The organism is Peribacillus sp. GL_122 (assembly GCF_057835005.1).
In genome coordinates this window covers 1,935,160-1,955,561 of sequence record NZ_CM174415.1, presented here as the reverse complement: position 1 = coordinate 1,955,561, position 20,402 = coordinate 1,935,160, and the positions used below count along the sequence as shown (strand labels likewise).

Below are 20,402 nucleotides of genomic sequence, written 5' to 3'. Positions count from 1 at the left end.
ATTTAAGAATACATTAGCTGTTTCACTTGGAGGTTAACAATGAATACAAGAATTGCTGTCATTGGTTCCACTGAATTTATCGAAAGAATTGAATCCATCACATCCGAAATTGCTGAAATTGATTTCGACGCCTATGTATATGAGAAACCTACTGAGGCTGGTATGCTTGTTAAGAAACTCAAGCCGTGTGATGCTGTGTTGTTCTCCGGGGCGTTGCCGTACTACTTTTCAAAAAAATATCATGAGCACCTTCCAATTCCTTCTTTTTATTTAGCACAAGATGAAATGTCGATCGCTTCTTCCTTACTATCCGTGCTTTATCATAAAAAAATCTCTCCTCATCGAATTTCCGTCGATGTTAGCAACGCCTTGATCGTAAAGAACGTATTAACTGACCTCGAAATCGAGATGGACCCGAGCTATATCATGGATTATCAGGAGATGCTGAATGGCTCATTTGATATTTCACTGATCACTTCTTACCATCATGAACTTTGGAAGGAGGGTTTCATAGACCTTGCATTAACAAGCATCCATTCTGTATTTGATCAACTGCAACTTATTGGGGTACCTGCCATGCGCATGGTTGATCCTCGAAGCTCCATCTTTAAAGCGCTGCAGGATATTAAAGCCAATACAGAACTAATTAAAAGCAGATCTTCACAGATTGCCGTTTGCTATGTCATATCGGATGAAGCGAACGCTCATGAACTGGTAGATGGTTTAGCACATGAAATACAAGCCTCGGTCCAGCTTCTTGAAGACTTCCACTTCATCCTGTACAGCACTCGTGGTGAAATCGAATCGTTGATAAAGAAAAACGGCCTGAATTATTTTTTTGACAAATTCAAGAAGAAAAGTAAAGTTGGTTTCGGATATGGTTCAACCATTATGGATGCAGATCGTCATGCAAAGATTGCCCTCGGATTTGCTGAAAAACATAGTGAGTACAAATGCGGATACATTCTCACGGAAGACAAAGATTTGCTTGGACCGTTTCCACAGCAAACCAAACAGCAACGCTTGAAAAACGATCATCCCGAACTACTTCAGGTTGCCAAACAGACAAAATTGAGTCCTGCAAACATATCTAAAATCATCCAGTTTAGTCATTCCCGCCAATCCGTCCAATTCACAGCTGCTGAACTAGAGGATTATTTACAGGTGACCCGTCGTACTACTGAAAGAATTTTAAAAAAGCTATCCGATCATGGGCATGTCACCATCGTCGGTGAAGAAATGACCTATTCGAAGGGACGCCCCAGAGCAGTTTATGAACTTAATTTGCCAGTATACTAGATTTAAATGTAAAGAAAGGTTCTTTTGGAAGGAACCTTTCTTCCTAGAGGTCTCTTGCTTTATTGCAGGTCATATTTAAAATTTGGCAAGTTTTTCATATAGGTAAAGTTGCTTCCTCTTCTTTCTTGATATTCTGAATTTCGGCTTCTGTCAATTTCGTAATGGTAAAGCCAGTCATCGCATAAATGATAGAAATAACTGGGATGATAAAATTCAGAATCGCATATGGTGCATAATCGAATGCATGCACACCAAGTGTTGCAAGGATAAATACTCCGCAAGTATTCCAAGGAACAAATACTGAAGTCAATGTTCCGCCATCCTCAAGTGCACGGGATAGGTTCTTCGAGTGAAGTCCTTTATCTCGGTAAGCTTTTACATACATACGTGAAGGAATGACGATGGAAATATATTGTTCTGAGCATGTTACATTCGTCGCAAAGCATGATAAAACTGTTGACGCAACTACACTTCTCGATGTTTTTGCGAATTTTAATATTTGCTTTACGATCGCTTGAAGCATGCCTGTGTTTTCAAGTATTCCACCAAATGTCATTGCAACAATCGTCATGGACACGGTGTACATCATTGAATCCAATCCGCCGCCGTTAAACAGCTTGTCGACCATATTATTGCCCGTATCAATCACGAAGCCGCTTTGCAAAGCTGCTATTGCATCAGCCATATTGCCTCCTTGAATGAAAATTTGGGATAAGAAGCCGAGCAGGACCCCTATAATCAACGCTGGAATGGCTGGAACCTTTTTAGCAACTAGAATAATGACGATTAACGGAATGATCAATAGAAACGGAGAAATGACAAAGCTATCCTGCAAAACACGCATCGTTTGTTCAATATTCTCAGCATTCATATCTCCTTTACCAAAATCCTTCCCAAGAAAGGCGTAAATAACCAAGGCAATGATAAATCCTGGAATCGTCGTGTAAAGCATATGGCGAATATGCACGAATAAATCCGTCCCTGTCAGTCCGGATGCAAGATTGGTCGTGTCTGAAAGCGGTGACATTTTGTCACCAAAATATGAGCCTGAAATAATAGCCCCCGCAATCATTGGTGCTGGTATTCCCATACTTAGACCAATCCCCATCCCAGCAACACCGATTGTCCCCATCGTTGACCAAGAACTGCCGATTGCCAATGATACCACTGCACAAATAACCGAGATGCTAACAAGAAAAAATGAAGGAGTGAGGATTTCAAGACCATAATATATCATGGTCGCAACAATTCCTCCTCCCATCCAAGCCCCGATTGTCATCCCCACTAGAATAATGATGACGACTGCTGGCAGAGCGAGACGTATTCCCTTGTACATGGACTCTTCAATTTCATTCCACTTATATCCAGAACTCCAAGCAACAATAGCAGCAGCTGATGTGCCTACAATAAGCGGAATATGCGGACCTTGTTCCAGCCAGACCACCGTCATTGCCATCATTACAATCATGACGATGAGCGGTATCATTGCAACACCGAATGACATTTCTTTTTTCATAAAGCATCCCCTTTGTTATTAATTTTCATGACTCTATTATTTTGATGACTATTTAAAAACGAATGACATGTCGCTAAATAGCCGTTAATAGAATTATCATAATATTTCTACGAATAACAGTCAATTAATATTTTGAAAGTTAGCTCTCTTTAACAAACCATTAGAAATCCATTACAGTTACTAAAAAAACTACAGTAATAACTGTAGTTCCTCAAAGATTTCATTGCCATTTATTTTTCATCTCTAGTCCTTCCTCAAACGACAAAGATTTCTTAACTATTAATTTCAATGAATTACTCTTTAAATCCAATTCATAAGTATTTAAAACCCAAGGTAAACCTTCCATATTGTAATAATTCATTGTTTCTAACTCATTTTTCTCATTAAATCTTGGTGGTAAAGTATAGGACAAAGCACTCTTTACTGATACTATTTCTTCATTATCTACATAATACAGATATCCTACCTTTGTGTTACAGTCTAATTGATTTGAAACCATCACGATATCAGGATAAGATTTAGATTTTATAGGAAACACGTGAAAGTAGCTACTGTAATTCTACCCTATCTAAATTCGCGCCAGTTTGTTTGTCGATAGATAACTTGGCATCCTGCTTGTTCAGTTGACCGTTACAAATTCTGTTCTTTGGTCAAACCCCTCACGTACCCAAAAGCATTTATACTTTTGGAACAGTGCGATCATAGATTTTACAGGCATTTTCATACTGTCCCATTTGGAGTACCTTATTGGGATATTTTTTAGAATCTCTGAAAATATGTATAAGATTTTAATAGAGTGGATAAACTAATAAAAAATATTGGTAGATTATGGAGATAGATACTAAGAAGAAAAGAAAGAAATGTGGAGTGAAATCAATGAATGTATAACTCAAATAATTGACGAAAAACATGATTTATCTTTTCAGAAGAAAAGCAATGATAATTATATGAATCTATATATTCAAACGGCCGTATTACACACCTTATTTGGAATTTCAGATGAACTTCAGAAAATTGAAAGGAAATATACTTATAGTGATGTTCCTAAAGAACTCATGCGCTAAATTTAATTTTATGGTGGATTAGGATAAAAAATAAAAAACTCCCCAAAGGGAGCCTTTCTAAATATCAAAACAAAATCTAATTTTTCCTAATCCACATTTTTCTTACACAGCTAAATCTCACAATGTAATATCGGTCATTCTCGACTCCAACAATTCTGCCCATTTTATAACTGTTCCATTTGTTCTTTACTTTTCCTACATTATCAAAAACCTCTACACGACTTGCATTAAATACATGGACTCCCTACGGAGTGAACGGATCTGTAATAGAATGCTTGGCAACCATATCTTGCTAGGCTCCATCATCAGTTAAAGCCGCTGAATAAGCTACTACATTGTTCCAAGATAATGTAGCCCCAGCTTCTACAAGGTTCGCTTCACTGGCAGTAGGTACTTTAACGGTCAAGGATAGACCGTAGGAACTGGGATTGGACCTCTAACGCGAGTTGCCATTATATATAACCTTCCATAAAAAAATTTCAGCATGGTCAATCTTTACCGTTTTCTTGGTTCTTCTTTTGGCTTGTTATCACATGACACCTGGCATTCCTATCAAAGAAAATATGACAGGGATAATAAATCAATAATGATAGGCAACTTTTATAGAATGTTGAATTAATTCCTATCCAGAAAATTGATTTATGGAACTATACATGTGGTCTCAGTAAAATAAATACTAAACTCAAATCAAGAATAGGAATCCTCCTAATACGACGTACTGTGTACCCATTCCTTATATAACTAATCCACCTACTGCCGGTTGTTACCCCTAAGTTACCAGATACTAAAAACAATCCATTTGAGAATTCAGGAGCTCCGGAGCTGCAGTCGTAATTGTATCTCTAGTCAATCACGTCATCACCATCCCATGAAAGGCGGCAACATAAGGATTCGCAAACTTGTTTCGATTTTCCGTCTTAAAGATTCATTTTCTTTAGAAAGCTGCACAACCGGTAGCTGTAAACTCTTCATAACCATCACCTCGTTTTCTTTTTATACACATGTTCAAAGAGCCTCAATGATTACTGAGATTCCTTGTCCTCCTCCAATACAGAGAGAGGCTAGTCCATACTTCTTTCCTCGATTCCTTAACTCTAGGGCCAATGAATATATAATTCTAGCTCCACTAGCCCCAACTGGATGACCTAATGCGATTGCTCCACCATTGACGTTAACTTTTTCCCTTTTCAAACCAAGCTCTCTCTCTACTGCAAGATACTGGGCAGAGAATGCCTCATTGATTTCGAACAAATCGATATCTTCAATATTGAGTCCTACTTTCCGTAAAGCTAATTGACTAGCAGGAACTGGTCCAATGCCCATAATATTTGGGTCTACCCCAGCAATCCCCCAGGATATAATTCTTGCCAATGGCTTCACATTGTGATTGGTTTGAAGGAAGGATTCACTTCCAAGTATTAAGGCAGCTGCCCCATCATTAATACCACTGGCATTACCTGCCGTTACGGTCCCATCCTTTTTAAAGGTTGGTTTCAGTTTCGCTAATCCTTCCATTGAAGTATTATGGCGAATATGTTCGTCTTCTAAAATGGTTATTTCCTTTCCTTTTTTGGTGAATATCGTGACAGGGGAAATCTCTTGTTGAAATCGCCCCGTCAGTTGGGCCTTTGCTGATTTTTGGTGTGATTGGACAGCCAAACTATCTTGATCGTCTCGGGTTAGTTCATATTTTTCAGCAAGAGTTTCCGCTGTTACTCCCATCCCGCACCCTATATATTCATCGCTCAAAGTCGCCCAAAGCATGTCGTCCATTTGTGGAGACTGTAAACCAGTACCAAAGCGGACATCTCGTAATACGTGAGGAGATTGGCTCATATTTTCGGTTCCCAAGGCTAGGGCGACTTCAGCATCCTTTAAAATGATCGACTGAGCTGCCGATACGACCGCTTGCAATCCAGAACCGCATAAACGATTGAGAGTTAAAGCGGGGCTCTCGATTGGAATCCCAGCTTTCAAAGCAATATGCCTGGATAGGTAGGAGGCATTTTTCGAAGTATGTATCACATTCCCTGCAAAAACATGCTCAACCTCTTCAACTGAAATATTACTTTTTTCAACGGCTCCTTTACTTGCGATCACTCCAAGATCGATGGCAGAAACATCCTTTAATACCCCTCCAAAACTCCCGAATGGCGTCCTAGCTCCACCTAAAATGTAAACATGACTCATAATTCATTCTCCTTTATTGAAGGTTGTTTGATTCGATTTAATGGATGGAAAACATCTTTTCCATTTCTTTATTTCACCCTCTAATTTTATACCGTTATAAGGACTGGATTGAAAAAGTGCAGTCCTATAACCTTTAGTCCCCTTTTTTGATTTTGTTATTCCAAACAAAATATCTTCTGAAAAACTATGTAAGCTATTTGCCATCGTAAATCTATAAAGATAATACTTTTAAAAACTCCAACCCTTTCAAGGATAGAACTTTAATGCTATTTACACTTTTTGTTCGATAAGCTTTCGGGTATAGATGGTTACCCATTTCCTTGGCAGCAATCCCACAGATTTAGCCATGAGTTTATTTTTAAAGCCTGGAATGATCACCGTTTTATTCTTCATTAACCCTTCAAATCCGCACTTGGCAACAGCTTGCGGTTCAATTAAGTTCTTAATGAAAATTTTTGTTCTTGTTGAGGCCAAGCCTTGCGTGAGCGGCGTTTTGGTAGAAGGGGGACATAATACAGAAGCTTGAACTCCGGTTCCTTTAAGTTCTTCCGCAATTGCTTCCGTAAAGAATAAGACGTAAGATTTGCTGGCCCCATACATCGACATCCGTGGAGTTGGCTGAAAGGCCGCTGTTGAAGCCACGTTTAAAATTTTACCTTGCTTTCGTTTCACCATGTCATCCGCAATAAGTCTAGTTAAATACGTGAGCGAAATCATGTTGAGCTGCAGGTATTCCATTTCTTTTTGAATATCCAATTCCGTCATCAACCCTAATCCGCCAGCTCCAGCATTATTAATCAATATATCGATGTCGATTCTTTCGCTTTTCAAGTATCGATGCAAGCTCTCTACCGTTGTATGGCTACTCAAATCGCCGGCAAAAGTATTCACTTGCACGCCATATTCCTTTTTTAGACTCTCGGCTTGTTGTTCCAACAACGCCGAACCTCTGGCAACTAATACCAAGTTATAACAATGCTCTGCAAAAACTTTTGTGAATTCATATCCGATCCCTTTTGTAGCACCAGTAATCAAAACCGTCTTTGCTGTCATTAATCATTATCCCTCCCAACATTATTATCTGTTAAATTTGAATATTAAAAATTTTGAAAACATTATTATGTTAATGATTATACTTATAAGTTTTAATAAAATAAAATTAAAAATATTAATTTGTAAATTATTATGACTAATATTAAAAATGAAAAAGCCAAGAAAAAAGAGAAGCCTCTTCGTCAAGTGGACGCCGGACTTCTCTTTTTTTTATTAATCAAATTATCAAAATTTAGTCACATCAATAGGTTCAATTCCTTCAGCCGCGCAATGTTCATAGTATCTTTTCAGGAATGTTTCCCAATTGTCTCTGGCAAGAATTTCTCCTTCTTCACCTATATAGTCTAATGTTCCTTCTACAATATTGAAGGTGATAACATCTTCATCCCCTACAGCTGTCGGCGTATGTTTGGAGCCTGCAGGCTCATAAACCATGTCACCAGGTTTGGAGATCCAAGGCTCCTCGAGATATCTCCAAGTCCCTTGGACGGTATATACAATGACTGTTCCAGGATGGAAATGGGCCGGAAGCTGCATTTTCGCAGGAACAGATAATAAAGTAACCGTTTGTCCTGTCACAGGGTTGGCTTTAAGCAATTTAAATTTCGCATCTCCAAAATATGGAATCCAAGGCAATTCATCTACACTAACATTACCTGCATGAAATACTTCTACTTCTTTTACATCTTTTAAATTACCCACTTAAAATCCCCTCTTCCAATAAATATTTATTAAATTCGCATATTGTTATCGCTTTCATCAGCAAGCAAATTAACTAGTTCGAATTTATTAATTTCAGTATATTCTTAATTTTCAGTTAAGTAAAATTGATATTTTTTAATTGCAATTAAGTATGATTAATTTACGCAACCACGTTATTTGGATGAAATTTACTTAGCCCCAAGTCCACCATCAAGAGTCAAAATTTGTCCAGTACAATAATCAGATGCTGCTGAAGCAAAGTAAAGGAGTGCACCTACCAAATCATTGTCACTGCCTAATCTTCTAACTGGAACTTGTGAGGCAATGAAAGGGCCTGCTTTGTGTACAAGTGTTCCCGGTATTTCTGGGTTATTCATTCCTGTAGTGAAAACTCCAGGAGCAATTGAATTTACATACACTCCATGTCGTCCCCACTTAACTGCCAGATCCTTCGTTAAAGTCATGACTGCACCCTTACTAGTTGTATATCCGACAGAATCTACAGCTTCCGGGTCAACACCTTTAAAACCGATACTAGAAGAAATGTTAATGATTTTACCGTATTCGTTATTAATCATATGTTTACCAACTGCCTGACACATCAAGAATGTTCCTGTCACATTTGTATCCAGCATAGCTTGCCATTGTTCTAAAGGCATATCCGTAGCAGGAGACTCAAAAACTGTTCCACTGCCGTTGACTAAAATTTTGATTTCCCCAAAATGAGAAACCGCTTTCTCCACACCTTGAACGACAGATTCCCGATCTGTGACATCCAATGATAGAGCAAGTGCCTGTCTTCCTAACGCCTCGATTTCTTTTACAACTGCTTCGCAAACTTCTAAACGCCGTGAACAAACAACAACGTTTGCTCCGGCTTCTGCCAACGCCAGTGCCATTACACGCCCTAACCCGCTGCCGCCTCCGGTAACGATTGCTGTCTTACCATTTAAATCAAACAATTGGTTCAATGACATTCTAGTTCTCCTCCTGTTTTTAGAATATTCAAAGATTTTAAAATATTATTGATATTGATTATACTAATAAATTATAATTAAATAAAATTAAAGATTTTAATCTGTAAGTAAGTATTACTAATATTTAAAAAAGGAGAACAGTCATGAATATTGAACAATTACTATATATCGTAGAAGTCGCAAAATACAGTTCTCTGTCTATCGCAGCACAGAATCTACATGTGACTCAATCCAACATCAGCCAGTCCATAACCAACTTGGAAAAGGAGTTGGGGATTAAAGTTCTTAAGCGGTCACGGGGACACGGCGCTGTCCCAACCGATGAAGGAAGAATCATTCTGAAACTCGCCTATGAAGTACAAAAAAAACTTGAGGAAATAAAAGTGACTGCTAACTTATTGAATTCCACGGAAGTGGGGGAACTAAAAATTTCGTCATTACCTGGATTGATGACGTTCCTGGTAAAAGCGATAGCATCGTTTAGACATGATTATCCGCACGTAAATTTGGAGGTTTCCGATAAAAGTGGATCTGCTGTAATTGAAGATGTTCGACAGCACAAGACTGACATTGGACTGATTACGTATTCAAGTGATTTGAACATAAACATGGAAGGAATAGCTTTTGAAGCATTAATCGAAGGGAAGCAGAAAGTTTATGTTTCTAAGCATTCTCCCTTAGCCATCCTTGGTACTATAACTCCGCATGATATACTTGATCAAACTCTCGTGACATATAAGGGTGAATTTATGCAGTATTTTGTACAAGAATTCTTTCATAAATATAAGCCCTTGAAAATCTTATTTACATCAAATAATATGGATGGAGTTCTCCAAGCCGTCAATGAAAATTTGGCAATTACATTTGCTCCTGATTTCGTAATGAAAAACTATCCCCTTATCATTAATGGTGATATCGTTCCAATTGATTTGGTGTATCATCCGACTGTAAATATTTCTTTAGGATTAGTTCGATCAGAAAATAAACATTTGTCCACTTTTGCCAACAAATATATTCATTATTTAAAATCAGAAATTATTAAGAATTAAAAAAGAAAAAAAAGAGAAGGTTCTTCGTCTCAAGGTGGGCGAAAAAGCTTCTCTTATTACAAATCTATCTCTACCCTTAGCAGTGTAATCTCTTTACCTTGTAATAGAAGTCTTTTGGCGATCCCCTTTACCACATGTCAAATTGGTGCTGATCGTAAAGGAAGCCTCCGTCTTTTCTATCACTTCATCAAGTGAAACACCTTCTTGAGTTTCCACAAGAATCATTCCCTCGGGAGTAAAATCAAATACAGCCAAGTCAGTAATCAGTCGATTTACAACCTTTTGACCTGTCAATGGAAGGGAACAGCTTTTTTTGATTTTGGATTCATTGTACTTATTGGTGTGCTCCATTATGACCACAATTCTTTTGGCACCATGGACAAGATCCATCGCACCTCCCATCCCTTTGACCAATTTTCCCGGAATCATCCAATTTGCCAAGTCACCTTGTTCGGAAACCTCCATACCTCCCAAGATAGCCAGATCAATGTGTCCCCCACGAATCATGGCAAAGGACTCAGCACTGTCAAAGAAAGATCCACCGATTACCGCTGTAACCGTTTCTTTCCCTGCGTTAATAAGATCAGGATCTTCCATCCCTTCAACTGGATAAGGTCCGATGCCAAGCAACCCATTTTCGGATTGCAATAATACATGTAATTCTTTCGGTATTTCGTTCGCAAGTAAAGTAGGCATTCCAATTCCTAGATTCACATTCATCCCATTTTGAATCTCTTGAACCGCACGCTTAATGATTTTTGTCCTGGTATCCATACTGTTAATCCTCCTGAAAAATCGCATTGTAATTTTTGCGGTAAGTTACCCTTTAAAGGTAAGTTAAGTAGGTATGACGGTACGGCGTTCAATTCTTTTCACATAATTTTTTCCTTCCAATATCCTTTGAACATAGATCCCAGGTGTATGAATCTCATCCGGATCAAGAGCACCTACTTCAACCATTTGCTCCACTTCGGCAATCGTAATCCTGCCTGCCGTTGCTGCTAGTGGATTAAAATTCCGCGCTGTCTTCCGGTAAACAAGATTTCCTAACGGTTCACCTTTCCATGCCTTGACGAAGGCAAAATCCCCAACAATTCCTTCTTCAAGAATATGCGTTCTGCCATTAAATAATCGGTGCTCTTTGCCCTCTGCAATCGGTGTACCCACTCCAGTCGGCGTATAGAATCCAGGGATGCCAGCTCCTCCTGCCCGAATTCTTTCCGCCAGTGTACCCTGGGGAACAAGCTCTACTTCCAATTCTCTACTTAAAAATTGCTTTTCAAAGATCTTGTTCTCACCTACATAGCTTGCCACCATTTTCTTAATCTGTTTATTGGCAAGCAGTAAACCCAGTCCCCAATCATCCACCCCACAATTGTTACTGACAATCGTAAGGTCTTTTGTTCCCTTTTCTCGCAATGCTAGAATTAGATTCTCGGGAATTCCCGACAGACCAAACCCACCAACAATGATGGTTGCACCATCTTGAATATCTTGAATCGCTTCATAAAATGTTGTGTTTAACTTTCCTTGCCCAGCCAATATTTTCACTCCCTGCATTATTAACTTAATTAATAGAATTTTTTTATTATGATACCGACCATACTCATAAGTAATAATTAAATAAAATTAAATATTTTAATCGGTAAGTAAGTAATCTTTATATACTACAAACTATAATCTTAAATATAAGCTGTGTTAAACTTACCTGTTGATTTCCGCTCCAGGCACTTCGCTCCAATCAACATAGTTTGAAAAATCAACAATTATGTTTAACATAGCCTAAGAATAAATAAGGACCTCCGTAATAAAGAAGTTCCTTTTACAGTTCAAATCATTTACGAAACTTACTAATTTACTTAATCCTCCGCTTCAATATGATCATCAGCGTAAGTCTCGGATATCTTATCCTGACAACTCCAGCACTTACTGCGATTTCGCTCCATAATGGCTAATTCCTCATGACACAATACACAACTGTCCATCTCAGAAACGGCCTTTTCATTTTTACACATAGTTTATTTCCCTCCTTGATTCACCTATTAATGATTTTTATACAATAACTTGTTCCTCAGGTTTTATCGTTGTCTGACTTTGGTTCGCGGGACGGACAATGGTCCAAAATAATAATCCGATTACGAACATAACCAAAGAAGTTACTTGAAAGCCATAACTATATCCAATTGCCTCTGTTCCTGCATACTGGATAAGATACCCGAATATGAGTGGAGCAATAATGCTTGTTGAACTTGATAGAGCCACATAGGTCCCTTGAGCCTTTCCAATGTTTTTGGGAGAAAATAATTCCATTAATATGGCGGGTGCGAGTGAAAGAATAACAATCGCAAAACCCGGAGCAAGGATGAAGAATAGAATGGAAATAGAACTAGAATTAAAGGCATTTGCAAGAAATAAACAAATAGCGGATAGCACCATCGTAATCCCTGCAACATTTATTCGTGCTTTACGAATATCTCTTGTTTTGCGATAAAGCCGATCCGATAACAAGGCAAATACAATTTGACAAATGGCAGCAAAAAGAAAAGGTAAAGACACTGCAAGTTTTAACATTTTTCCATCAAAACGTTGAATTTCGGTAAAATATGCAGGAAACCATACCGCTTGAACGGACAATAACCAATAGGCACAACCTGCACACAAAACGATAAAAATAAAATTTTTAGATAATAGATACGGAAGAAACTGACGCCAAGAAACATTAGAAGAAATTATTGAGTGCTTATCTTCTTGATCAAAAGTATACGAACCGATTTCTTTTGGGCTTTCTTTTCCAAGAATCAACCATAAAACTAGCACCATTAGTCCAACAATCCCCATTGCAATAAAAGCAGATCTCCATCCATATCCATTAATCAAGGAGATTAATAATGGCGAGGCAATCGCGGGCCCGATTGTTGCTCCAAAGAGAACAGCGCCAAAGCCTATACCATGTCTATGTTTAGGGAACCATTTTCCTATTATTGAAGTTGATATAGCAACTGCAGGACCTTCTCCTGCTCCCAAGACCATTCTTGTGATTACTAGCAGAGACAGACTGGAAACAAAAGGTGTGGTAAATTGAACAATCAACCATACAAACGAGATCCAAGTAAACATTTTTTTCGTATTTCTTGAATCGGCCATTCCCCCTAGAATGAAAGATGAAAAGGTAAAGAACCAAAAAAACGAACTGCCGACAATTCCCCATTGTGAAGGACTTAAATGTAACTCTTTCATTAGAGGAACAGAAACCAAACCAATGATAATTTTATCAACCTGGTTGATCATACCTGAAGCTACAAGAATTAATAATATGATCCAAGAATATTTAGGTGTTTTCAAATTAATAATCTCCCCTTCTATTCCGTTAACATGAATCAATTGGTGTTTTAAAAGTTTTTAAAGGTAAATCTCCGTTAACCTCGTCTAAACTCTTTATATTTATTAATCCCATTACCTCATTTTATCTGCAATACCTCCAGCTGTTTTTTCACGTACCGGAATACCGCCGCGACCCGCTTTACCTGTTTTCTCATCAATGAACATCGCGAAGTCTGGCGCAATTTCTCGCCCATTTGGCATCGTGAGCCATAATCTTAATAAATGACGTTTGCGTTCAGGTTCTTCATAGTCTTCGTATACAGTACGTGAATGAAGAACAGTATAATTATTAACAAATTGCATATCACCCGGTTCCATCATCATATCAATATGCATGTTTTCATCATATAGGAGGGAATCCATTAAGTCATATGCTTCAGTTTCAACTTTTGACAAGTATCTCCCTGTTTTCGCCTGTGCCGATTCGACATATCCGCGGTTATATCTGCAGCTTAATTTACCTTCGTAATAACTAAAGACTGGTGATGAATAAACAGGAGATTCACCTGGTGTTTCCTCACCACGACGATCCAGGAAATATGGAAGATAGAGAATTCCAAGATACTCTGGGTACCTATCCACAATTTCATTGTAAACCGCGATGGAACTTACGATACTACTGTAACCGCCAGCTTTAGCTTTTCGAAGACTTAATAATCCGACTACGTCAGATCCATCTGGGTGAAAAGGAAGATGAGCCTTCGTTTGGTAACCACGTACATTTGAATCATTAATGTCGAGACCTTGGTCCACAACATGCCCTAATAGATCACCTTTTGCATTTTGCGTTACCGGGATGCCCAGGTGGACTCCGAGACCCCAGTAAATGATGCTTGCTTCTTCATCTGTATACTTTTCTATTGGTAAGCCACGAATTAATAGAAAACCTCTCCCATTTTCCAGTTCGTTTATAAAATAGGCTATTTCGTCAGAAAGATTCGGAATTGGAAAGTCCTCCTTGTTAAAATCAGGTGCCTTTAACCCTTTTTGTTTTACATAGAATAAAGCGCTTTCAAGATTTACAATCGTTTTCTCTGACAAATAATAAATCCATGAATCATCTTTTGCTAAATCAATACCTTTCCAAGCTACTGGTCCTTGAATTTTTTCCTTTAAAATAGACTGCACCGAGAACCCTCCTTCGTTTTCTATTGCAATTTTAACTAATGAAAAAGTTTGGGCTGTTTTCCTACTTTAAAAGCGACTGCCACTATCTTTCAGACCCTTATACAAACAATTATTGCTTAATAAATGATGTTCCTTGTCCCCCCCTTTTTTCATGAAAGCGCTTTAAATAACTTCTGACTGTTATAAATGTTATTCCGTTAATTATATTCATAATTTTCAGTTAAATAAAATTAAAATTTTTAATTTGCAAATAAACTTTACTAATAAATGGAAAATGTAACACCCTTATACATGCAATTTTACAACACTTATCATTATATTAATAAAACTTAAGTGCAATTTAAAATCTTTAATTTTATATAATTATCATTTATAGGTAGAATCAAAGATAGAAATGATTAAATATTCTAATAAATCACTTTCAAGCAGAGTCTTATACAAGTTAATTCGAAACAGGAGGTTGAACTATGGACTTAAAATTATCTGGAAAAAAAGCACTTATCGTTGGAGGAAGCAGGGGGATTGGCAAAGCTATTGCCCGTCAGTTGGCTTTGGAAGGTGTGGATTGTACGATTTGTTCAAGAAACGAATCTTCACTAAAGAATGCAGCAGACGAATTGGCCAATGAAACCAACAGAAATATTTATCCAATCGTGGCAGATACTAATGATCCTGGCTCTATCCTAAATTTAGTTGAAAAATCAGCAGCCGAAATGGGAAGCATTGATATTTTAATCAACAGTGGAGCCCGTGTTGGAGGTCATGAACCAGAGGATTTTAACAGCATTAAAGATGAACTTATCTTGAAAGATTTTGAAGAAAAGTATATGGGCTATTTTCGTTGTGTCCGGGCTGTTGCTCCTTATATGATCCAAAATAATTGGGGACGTATTATCAATATAAGTGGTCTGGCAGCTAGAATTGGCGGCAATTATTTTAGTTCCGGTCCTCGTAATGCATCTGTTGTCCATATGACAAAATCCGCTTCATTAGAATTAGGAAAGCACGGAATTACTGTCAATGCTGTTTATCCAGGGATTGTCGATACTGAAACGTTTAGAGGCCGTGTCACTAATGAGGAAGCTATACGCCAGGCAGCATCAATGAATGCCCTCGGCCGTTTGATTACACCAGAGGAAATTGCTAATGTCGTTACCTTCCTAGCCTCACCTTTGGCGGCATCGATAACTGGCGATGTCATTTCGGTAACCGGTGGAATTGGAAATACCGTTTATTACTAAATGCCTAGGGTTGCTATTGTTATTGTTTCATTGATTCTCAATAATTTCTATTTAAAAATTAAATATGTATTTTAAAAAGCGAGCCTCACTAAATTCTGAGGCTCGCTTCATTTAGAACATTTTCTTTCATTCTATCCCTATTGTATATTTTAAGGAACTCAAGAACTTCTCGATCCTAGAAACAGTCAATTCTATGTTCTTTGAGAAAATGGCCATTTGTACAAAAAATCCGTGGACCATCCCGGGTTCACATTCATATTCAACTTGAACACCAAAATCTTTCAGACGTTCAGCATAGGCCATTCCTTCATCCCGAAGTACATCATTTTCCGCTGTAATAACAATTGCTGGCGGGAGACCACTTAAATCTTGAGCGACCAAGGGGGAAGCATACTCATTACGCCTGTCCTCATTATTCCTTAAATAATGATCACGGAACCAAATTAACTGTTCGCGATCAAGACCAAATCCTTTTGCAAAGGTTCGATGGGATTCCGTATTGAACTCAAGATTTGTAGCAGGATAGATTAAGACCTGTGCAGTTATGTTTGGACCCTTTTTGTTTCTCGCCATCATCGTAACTACAGTCGCTAGATTTCCACCTACGCTATCCCCTCCAACTACCAATCGAGAAACTTCTCCGTTAAATGAAGTCCCTTTTTCAAAAACCCATTGCAATGCGGAATAGGCGTCTTCTACTGGAGTCGGAAACTTATACTCTGGAGAAAGACGATAGTTTACGGATACAACAATACTTTCCGTTCGATTCGCTATCATTCGGCAGCTTGCATCCGTTGATTCAATGTCTCCTAGAACCCATCCTCCACCATGGTAGTAAATAAATAGAGGGAAAGGACCTTGCCCTTCCGGTATATATACCCTGCATTTGATTGTTTCATCCTGGCTTACCGGAATCATGAAATCCTCAACTTTTGAAAGCGGTTCTAATTTTACAGCAGGACGCGGTGCTTTAGAAAGCATCTCTCTTACTGACTTATGATCCATCGTATGAATAGGTGGCAGCTGATTAAATGCTTGTAAATATTTTTCTGCTTGCGGATCTAAATTTGCCAAAAAACATCATCCTCACTTCAAAATAAAAAACATAAAATGGTGATTTCATTCATCATTTTCGTTGAATAAAATCACCATTCAAGAATTATTGGTGATTATTATTACCACCGGTTTTTATCTAATTACAGGTGCTCCTCCTATATAAAACTCGAAACCTGGAGCAATTTTTCGGCCATTTGGCATCATGAGCCACAATCTTAATAAATGACGTTTGCGGTCATCTTCTTCATAATCTTCAAATAGTGTACGTGAATGAAAAACGGTATAATTATTAACGAATTGCATATCACCCGGTTCCATCATCATATCAATATGAAAGTTTTTATCAGCAGTAAGGGAATCTACAAAATTAAATGCTTCGATTTCCTCTTTTGACAAAGAGATACCTGTTTTTGTTTGTGCTGATTCGACATATTGACGCATATATCTGCAGCTTAATTTACCATCGTAATAGCTAAAGATCGGTGATGAAACTACTGGAGATTGACCTGGTGCTTCTTCTCCACGAAGATCATGGGCGAATGGACGATAGAGAATTTCAAGGTACTCAGGGTGATTATCCAGAATTTCATTATAGATAGATAACGCACTAGCGATACTGCTTAAACCGCCAGATTTCGCTTTACGAAGACATAGTAATCCGACAACATCAGCAAGATCTGTGTGATAGTCAAGACGTACATTCGTTTGGTAACCTCTTACTGTTGTATTATCATTAAAGTCTTTACCCATGTTTTTGATATGCCCTAAGAGGTCACCCTTTTTTCCTTGGATGATCGGTAGGCCCAAGTGAAGTCCAAGACCCCAGTAAATGATACTAGCTTCATCGTCAGTATATTGATCCATTGGTAATCCACGAATCAATAGAAATCCTCTCCCATTCTCCAGCTCGTCAACAAAATAAGCAATTTCATCAGCGAGATCAGGAATCGGGAAATCCTCCTTGTTAAAATTGGGTGCCTTTAACCCTATTTGTTGAACATGTAATACAGCCTTGTCAAGAGCTGCAAGGGTTTTCTCTGACAAATAATAAATCCATGAATCATCTTTTGCTAGTTCGATACCTTTCCACGCTGAACGCCCTTGAATTTTTTCCTTTAAAATAACTGACATACATATTCCTCCTTTATATTTGTTATATCTCCATAATTGACTGAATATTTTGAATTCGTTATTCATGGCACACTTATTATTAATTAAATGAAATTATTATTTGTAACTTATAATTAAGTTAGATCAATATAATCTTACTAAGAATCTTTCAATCTACGTTTATACCTCTTAAATACTCAATTTCTCATCTGTTTCAATTATTGTGTGGCTTTCCTTTGCGGGACGTACACCGATCCAAAACAATAATCCGATAATGAGCATCCCTAAAGAAGAAGCTTGAAATGCGTATCCGTATCCGGTAGCTTCAGTCGCTGCATTTTGAATAAGATAGCCAAATACGAGTGGAGCAATAACACTTGTAGTACTCGCAAGTGCAATGAACGTCCCTTGTGCCTTTCCAATATTCTGGGGAGAAAAAAACTCCATCAATATTGCGGGTGCGAGTGAAAGAATGACATACGCAAAACCCGGAGCAAGGGTGAAGAACAATATGGACATCGCCGTGGAATTCGCGGCATTTGCTAGGTATAAGCATAGAGCGGATAACATCATCGTTATACCGGCAAGATTTATTCGTGCCTTACGAATATCTCTGGTTTTACGATAGAGCCGATCTGATAGAATGGCAAATCCTAATTGGCAAAAGGCTGCAAAAAGAAAAGGTAAAGACACTGCTAATTTTAATGTTTGACCATTAAAATGTTGAATTTTGGTAAAATAGGCTGGAAGCCATACCGCTTGTACGGACAATAACCAATAGGCAGCCCCCCCGCACAATACGATCAGAATAAAATTTTTAGATAATAGATGCGGAAGAAACTGACTCCAAGAAACTTTAGAGAGGCTGGATGATTGCTGCTCCTTTTGCTGTATCGACGGCCAGCCGATTTCTTGAGGATTTTCTTTACCGAAAATCATCCATAATACCAGCACAATCAGTCCCAGAATGCCCATCGTTATAAATGCAGATCTCCATCCATAATGATCAATCAAGGAGATTAATAATGGTGAAGCGATCGCAGATCCCCCTGTCGTTCTAATAGAACCGCACCAAAGCCGATGCCGTGCCTATGTTTCGGGAACCATTTTCCCATGATTGCCGTGGATAGAGCGGGGGCAGGACCTTCACCAGCTCCCAAAATCATTCTGGTTAACAAAAGCATAGACAAACTGCTAACGAAAGGGGTGAAAAATTGAACTATCAACCAAATCAACGACATCCAAGTTAACATTTTTTTCGTGTTTTTTGAATCGGCCAGGCCGCCAAGAATAATAGAGGAGAAGGTAAAGAACCAAAAGAAAGAACTTCCTACGACTCCCCATTGCGATGGACTTAAATGTAACTCTTTCATTAAAGGAACGGAAACCAAACCAATAATTATTTTATCCACTTGGTTGATCATCCCGCTAAGAACTAGGAATAATAAGATAATCCAAGAATATTTTGGAGTACTTGTCATGTAAATCTCCCCACATTTCCCTATATAAGGAACACTTTTTCTGAACTCTGAAAAAGTGTTCCCACTCGTTCTTATAAGCATTTTTAAAAAATCACTTCAGGGTTTCTACAATACCGCCAGATGTTGTTTTACGTTGCGGTACGCCGCCGCGACCTGGTTTACCGGTATTCTCATCAATAAACATCGCGAATTCCGGGGAAATTTCCCGACCATTTGGCATCGTGAGCCACAATCTTAAAAGATGACGTTTGCGTTCCGGCTCTTCATAGTCTTCGTATTGAGTACGTGAGTGAAGAATCGTATAATTATTGACGAACTGCATATCCCCTGGCTCCAACATCATGTTATAATGTAAATTCTCATCGTGAAGGAGGGAATCCAGTAAGTCTAATGCTTCAATTTCCACTTTTGACAATTGGATGCCTGTTTTTGCTTGTGCTGATTCAATAAATAAACGGACATATCTACAGCTCAATTTACCATCATAATAATTAAAGATTGATGATGTAAATACTGGAGGTTCTCCCGGAGCTTCCTCTCCACGACGATCAAAGTAAAATGGACGACAGAGAACTCCTAGATATTCCGGATTCTTTTCCAGAATTTCATTGTAAACAGTCATCGAACTGATGATACTGCTGTGACCTCCAGATTTCCCTTTTCGCAAGCTTAATAATCCAACAACATCAGAACCATCAGCATGAAATGGAAGATGCAGTTTCGTTTGGTAACCACGTACATTAGAATTTTCTAAGCTAAAACCTTGATCTTTGACGTGCCCTAAGAGGTCACCATTTGCGTTTTGCGATACCGGAATGCCCATGTGAAGTCCGAGACCCCAGTAAATGATGCTTGCTTCTTCATCTGTATACCTTTCAATAGGTAATCCACGAATTAATAGGAACCCTCTCCCATTCTCAAGCTCTTCAACAAAGTAAACGATTTCTTCATATATATCAGGAATCGGAAAATCCTCTTTGTAAAAATCAGGTGCTTTTAAACCCTTTTGTTTAACATGAACTAAAGCGTTCTCAAGCGAGGCAATCGTTTTTTCAGACAAATAATAAACCCATGATTCATCTTTAGCCAGGTCAGTGCCTTTCCACGCTACTTGCCCTTTAACTTTTTCCTTTAAAATGGTTGACATAATTAATC

The 20,402-nt window shown here is 38.2% G+C and carries 19 protein-coding genes; 3 read left to right on the top strand and 16 right to left on the bottom strand.

The genetic code is table 11. From position 1 onward, the window contains the following. The first annotated feature begins 39 nt into the window (after nucleotides 1–39). Entirely contained in the window at nucleotides 40–1,299 is a 1,260-nt protein-coding gene (locus tag AC3ISB_RS09520) for a TroA family protein (RefSeq protein WP_489276179.1), read from the top strand. Nucleotides 1,300–1,393: 94 nt separating this feature from the next. Here AC3ISB_RS09520 and nhaC read toward each other — a convergent pair whose 3' ends face one another. The 6 genes from nhaC to AC3ISB_RS09490 form a co-directional block, all read right to left on the bottom strand. Further along, nucleotides 1,394–2,815, bottom strand: coding sequence for a Na+/H+ antiporter NhaC (gene nhaC, locus AC3ISB_RS09515; protein ID WP_141994120.1), 1,422 nt, complete (start codon nucleotides 2,813–2,815; stop codon nucleotides 1,394–1,396). Nucleotides 2,816–3,035: 220 nt separating this feature from the next. Continuing rightward, nucleotides 3,036–3,353, bottom strand: coding sequence for a hypothetical protein (locus AC3ISB_RS09510; RefSeq protein ID WP_141994119.1), 318 nt, complete (start codon nucleotides 3,351–3,353; stop codon nucleotides 3,036–3,038). 1,531 nt (nucleotides 3,354–4,884) lie between these two features. Further along, complete coding sequence (locus AC3ISB_RS09505; RefSeq protein WP_489276177.1) at nucleotides 4,885–6,069, bottom strand: acetyl-CoA C-acetyltransferase; 1,185 nt, start codon at nucleotides 6,067–6,069, stop codon at nucleotides 4,885–4,887. Between the two features lie 270 nt (nucleotides 6,070–6,339). Continuing rightward, nucleotides 6,340–7,122 carry an SDR family NAD(P)-dependent oxidoreductase gene (locus tag AC3ISB_RS09500; RefSeq protein WP_489276176.1) on the bottom strand — a complete coding sequence of 261 codons (783 nt, stop codon included), beginning with the start codon at nucleotides 7,120–7,122 and terminating at the stop codon, nucleotides 6,340–6,342. A 225-nt stretch (nucleotides 7,123–7,347) separates the two neighbouring features. Next, nucleotides 7,348–7,824, bottom strand: coding sequence for a 2,4'-dihydroxyacetophenone dioxygenase family protein (locus AC3ISB_RS09495; RefSeq protein WP_057213822.1), 477 nt, complete (start codon nucleotides 7,822–7,824; stop codon nucleotides 7,348–7,350). Between the two features lie 188 nt (nucleotides 7,825–8,012). Beyond that, nucleotides 8,013–8,801, bottom strand: a complete 789-nt coding sequence (locus AC3ISB_RS09490; RefSeq protein ID WP_057213825.1) for an SDR family NAD(P)-dependent oxidoreductase — start codon at nucleotides 8,799–8,801, stop codon at nucleotides 8,013–8,015. Nucleotides 8,802–8,944: 143 nt separating this feature from the next. Between AC3ISB_RS09490 and AC3ISB_RS09485 the strand changes: the two genes are divergently transcribed. After that, nucleotides 8,945–9,850 (top strand): LysR family transcriptional regulator, encoded by a 906-nt coding sequence (locus tag AC3ISB_RS09485; RefSeq protein ID WP_057213827.1) that lies wholly within the window; start codon nucleotides 8,945–8,947, stop codon nucleotides 9,848–9,850. A 93-nt stretch (nucleotides 9,851–9,943) separates the two neighbouring features. Here the strand turns inward: AC3ISB_RS09485 and AC3ISB_RS09480 are convergent, their stop codons facing one another. The 5 genes from AC3ISB_RS09480 to AC3ISB_RS09460 form a co-directional block, all read right to left on the bottom strand. Beyond that, complete coding sequence (locus tag AC3ISB_RS09480) at nucleotides 9,944–10,624, bottom strand: 3-oxoacid CoA-transferase subunit B (RefSeq protein ID WP_098372747.1); 681 nt, start codon at nucleotides 10,622–10,624, stop codon at nucleotides 9,944–9,946. 63 nt (nucleotides 10,625–10,687) lie between these two features. Further along, nucleotides 10,688–11,392, bottom strand: coding sequence for a CoA transferase subunit A (locus AC3ISB_RS09475; RefSeq protein WP_431844661.1), 705 nt, complete (start codon nucleotides 11,390–11,392; stop codon nucleotides 10,688–10,690). Between the two features lie 317 nt (nucleotides 11,393–11,709). Next, the gene (locus AC3ISB_RS09470; protein WP_489276172.1) at nucleotides 11,710–11,865 is read right to left on the bottom strand and encodes a hypothetical protein; all 156 of its coding nucleotides are present in this window, start codon (nucleotides 11,863–11,865) and stop codon (nucleotides 11,710–11,712) included. 37 nt (nucleotides 11,866–11,902) lie between these two features. Continuing rightward, entirely contained in the window at nucleotides 11,903–13,192 is a 1,290-nt protein-coding gene (locus AC3ISB_RS09465) for an MFS transporter (RefSeq protein ID WP_141995168.1), read from the bottom strand. Nucleotides 13,193–13,303: 111 nt separating this feature from the next. Then, nucleotides 13,304–14,359, bottom strand: coding sequence for a TauD/TfdA family dioxygenase (locus AC3ISB_RS09460; RefSeq protein ID WP_141995167.1), 1,056 nt, complete (start codon nucleotides 14,357–14,359; stop codon nucleotides 13,304–13,306). A gap of 467 nt (nucleotides 14,360–14,826) precedes the next feature. Here AC3ISB_RS09460 and AC3ISB_RS09455 point away from each other — a divergent pair, with 467 nt between their 5' ends. Beyond that, nucleotides 14,827–15,600, top strand: coding sequence for an SDR family NAD(P)-dependent oxidoreductase (locus AC3ISB_RS09455; protein ID WP_144553460.1), 774 nt, complete (start codon nucleotides 14,827–14,829; stop codon nucleotides 15,598–15,600). A 126-nt stretch (nucleotides 15,601–15,726) separates the two neighbouring features. Here AC3ISB_RS09455 and AC3ISB_RS09450 read toward each other — a convergent pair whose 3' ends face one another. From AC3ISB_RS09450 to AC3ISB_RS09430, 5 genes are all read right to left on the bottom strand, one after another. Further along, the gene (locus AC3ISB_RS09450) at nucleotides 15,727–16,674 is read right to left on the bottom strand and encodes an alpha/beta hydrolase (RefSeq protein WP_480340418.1); all 948 of its coding nucleotides are present in this window, start codon (nucleotides 16,672–16,674) and stop codon (nucleotides 15,727–15,729) included. Between the two features lie 114 nt (nucleotides 16,675–16,788). Then, a complete protein-coding gene (locus tag AC3ISB_RS09445) occupies nucleotides 16,789–17,787 on the bottom strand; it encodes a TauD/TfdA family dioxygenase (RefSeq protein ID WP_141995164.1) in 999 nt (332 codons plus the stop codon). Nucleotides 17,788–17,955: 168 nt separating this feature from the next. Further along, nucleotides 17,956–18,780 carry an MFS transporter gene (locus AC3ISB_RS09440; RefSeq protein ID WP_489276169.1) on the bottom strand — a complete coding sequence of 275 codons (825 nt, stop codon included), beginning with the start codon at nucleotides 18,778–18,780 and terminating at the stop codon, nucleotides 17,956–17,958. A gap of 5 nt (nucleotides 18,781–18,785) precedes the next feature. Then, nucleotides 18,786–19,247 (bottom strand): MFS transporter, encoded by a 462-nt coding sequence (locus AC3ISB_RS09435; protein WP_489276168.1) that lies wholly within the window; start codon nucleotides 19,245–19,247, stop codon nucleotides 18,786–18,788. Between the two features lie 91 nt (nucleotides 19,248–19,338). Further along, nucleotides 19,339–20,394, bottom strand: coding sequence for a TauD/TfdA family dioxygenase (locus tag AC3ISB_RS09430; RefSeq protein ID WP_141995162.1), 1,056 nt, complete (start codon nucleotides 20,392–20,394; stop codon nucleotides 19,339–19,341). Nucleotides 20,395–20,402 lie beyond the last annotated feature (8 nt).

What these genes read in the sequence shown, in the direction of transcription:
- AC3ISB_RS09455 (WP_144553460.1), top strand. Translation starts at nt 14,827, where the DNA reads ATGGACTTAAAATTATCTGGAAAAAAAGCACTTATCGTTGGAGGAAGC.
- AC3ISB_RS09500 (WP_489276176.1), bottom strand. Translation starts at nt 7,122, where the DNA reads ATGACAGCAAAGACGGTTTTGATTACTGGTGCTACAAAAGGGATCGGA.
- AC3ISB_RS09480 (WP_098372747.1), bottom strand. Translation starts at nt 10,624, where the DNA reads ATGGATACCAGGACAAAAATCATTAAGCGTGCGGTTCAAGAGATTCAA.
- nhaC (WP_141994120.1), bottom strand. Translation starts at nt 2,815, where the DNA reads ATGAAAAAAGAAATGTCATTCGGTGTTGCAATGATACCGCTCATCGTC.
- AC3ISB_RS09490 (WP_057213825.1), bottom strand. Translation starts at nt 8,801, where the DNA reads ATGTCATTGAACCAATTGTTTGATTTAAATGGTAAGACAGCAATCGTT.
- AC3ISB_RS09435 (WP_489276168.1), bottom strand. Translation starts at nt 19,247, where the DNA reads ATGACAAGTACTCCAAAATATTCTTGGATTATCTTATTATTCCTAGTT.
- AC3ISB_RS09430 (WP_141995162.1), bottom strand. Translation starts at nt 20,394, where the DNA reads ATGTCAACCATTTTAAAGGAAAAAGTTAAAGGGCAAGTAGCGTGGAAA.
- AC3ISB_RS09445 (WP_141995164.1), bottom strand. Translation starts at nt 17,787, where the DNA reads ATGTCAGTTATTTTAAAGGAAAAAATTCAAGGGCGTTCAGCGTGGAAA.
- AC3ISB_RS09470 (WP_489276172.1), bottom strand. Translation starts at nt 11,865, where the DNA reads ATGTGTAAAAATGAAAAGGCCGTTTCTGAGATGGACAGTTGTGTATTG.
- AC3ISB_RS09505 (WP_489276177.1), bottom strand. Translation starts at nt 6,069, where the DNA reads ATGAGTCATGTTTACATTTTAGGTGGAGCTAGGACGCCATTCGGGAGT.
- AC3ISB_RS09520 (WP_489276179.1), top strand. Translation starts at nt 40, where the DNA reads ATGAATACAAGAATTGCTGTCATTGGTTCCACTGAATTTATCGAAAGA.
- AC3ISB_RS09485 (WP_057213827.1), top strand. Translation starts at nt 8,945, where the DNA reads ATGAATATTGAACAATTACTATATATCGTAGAAGTCGCAAAATACAGT.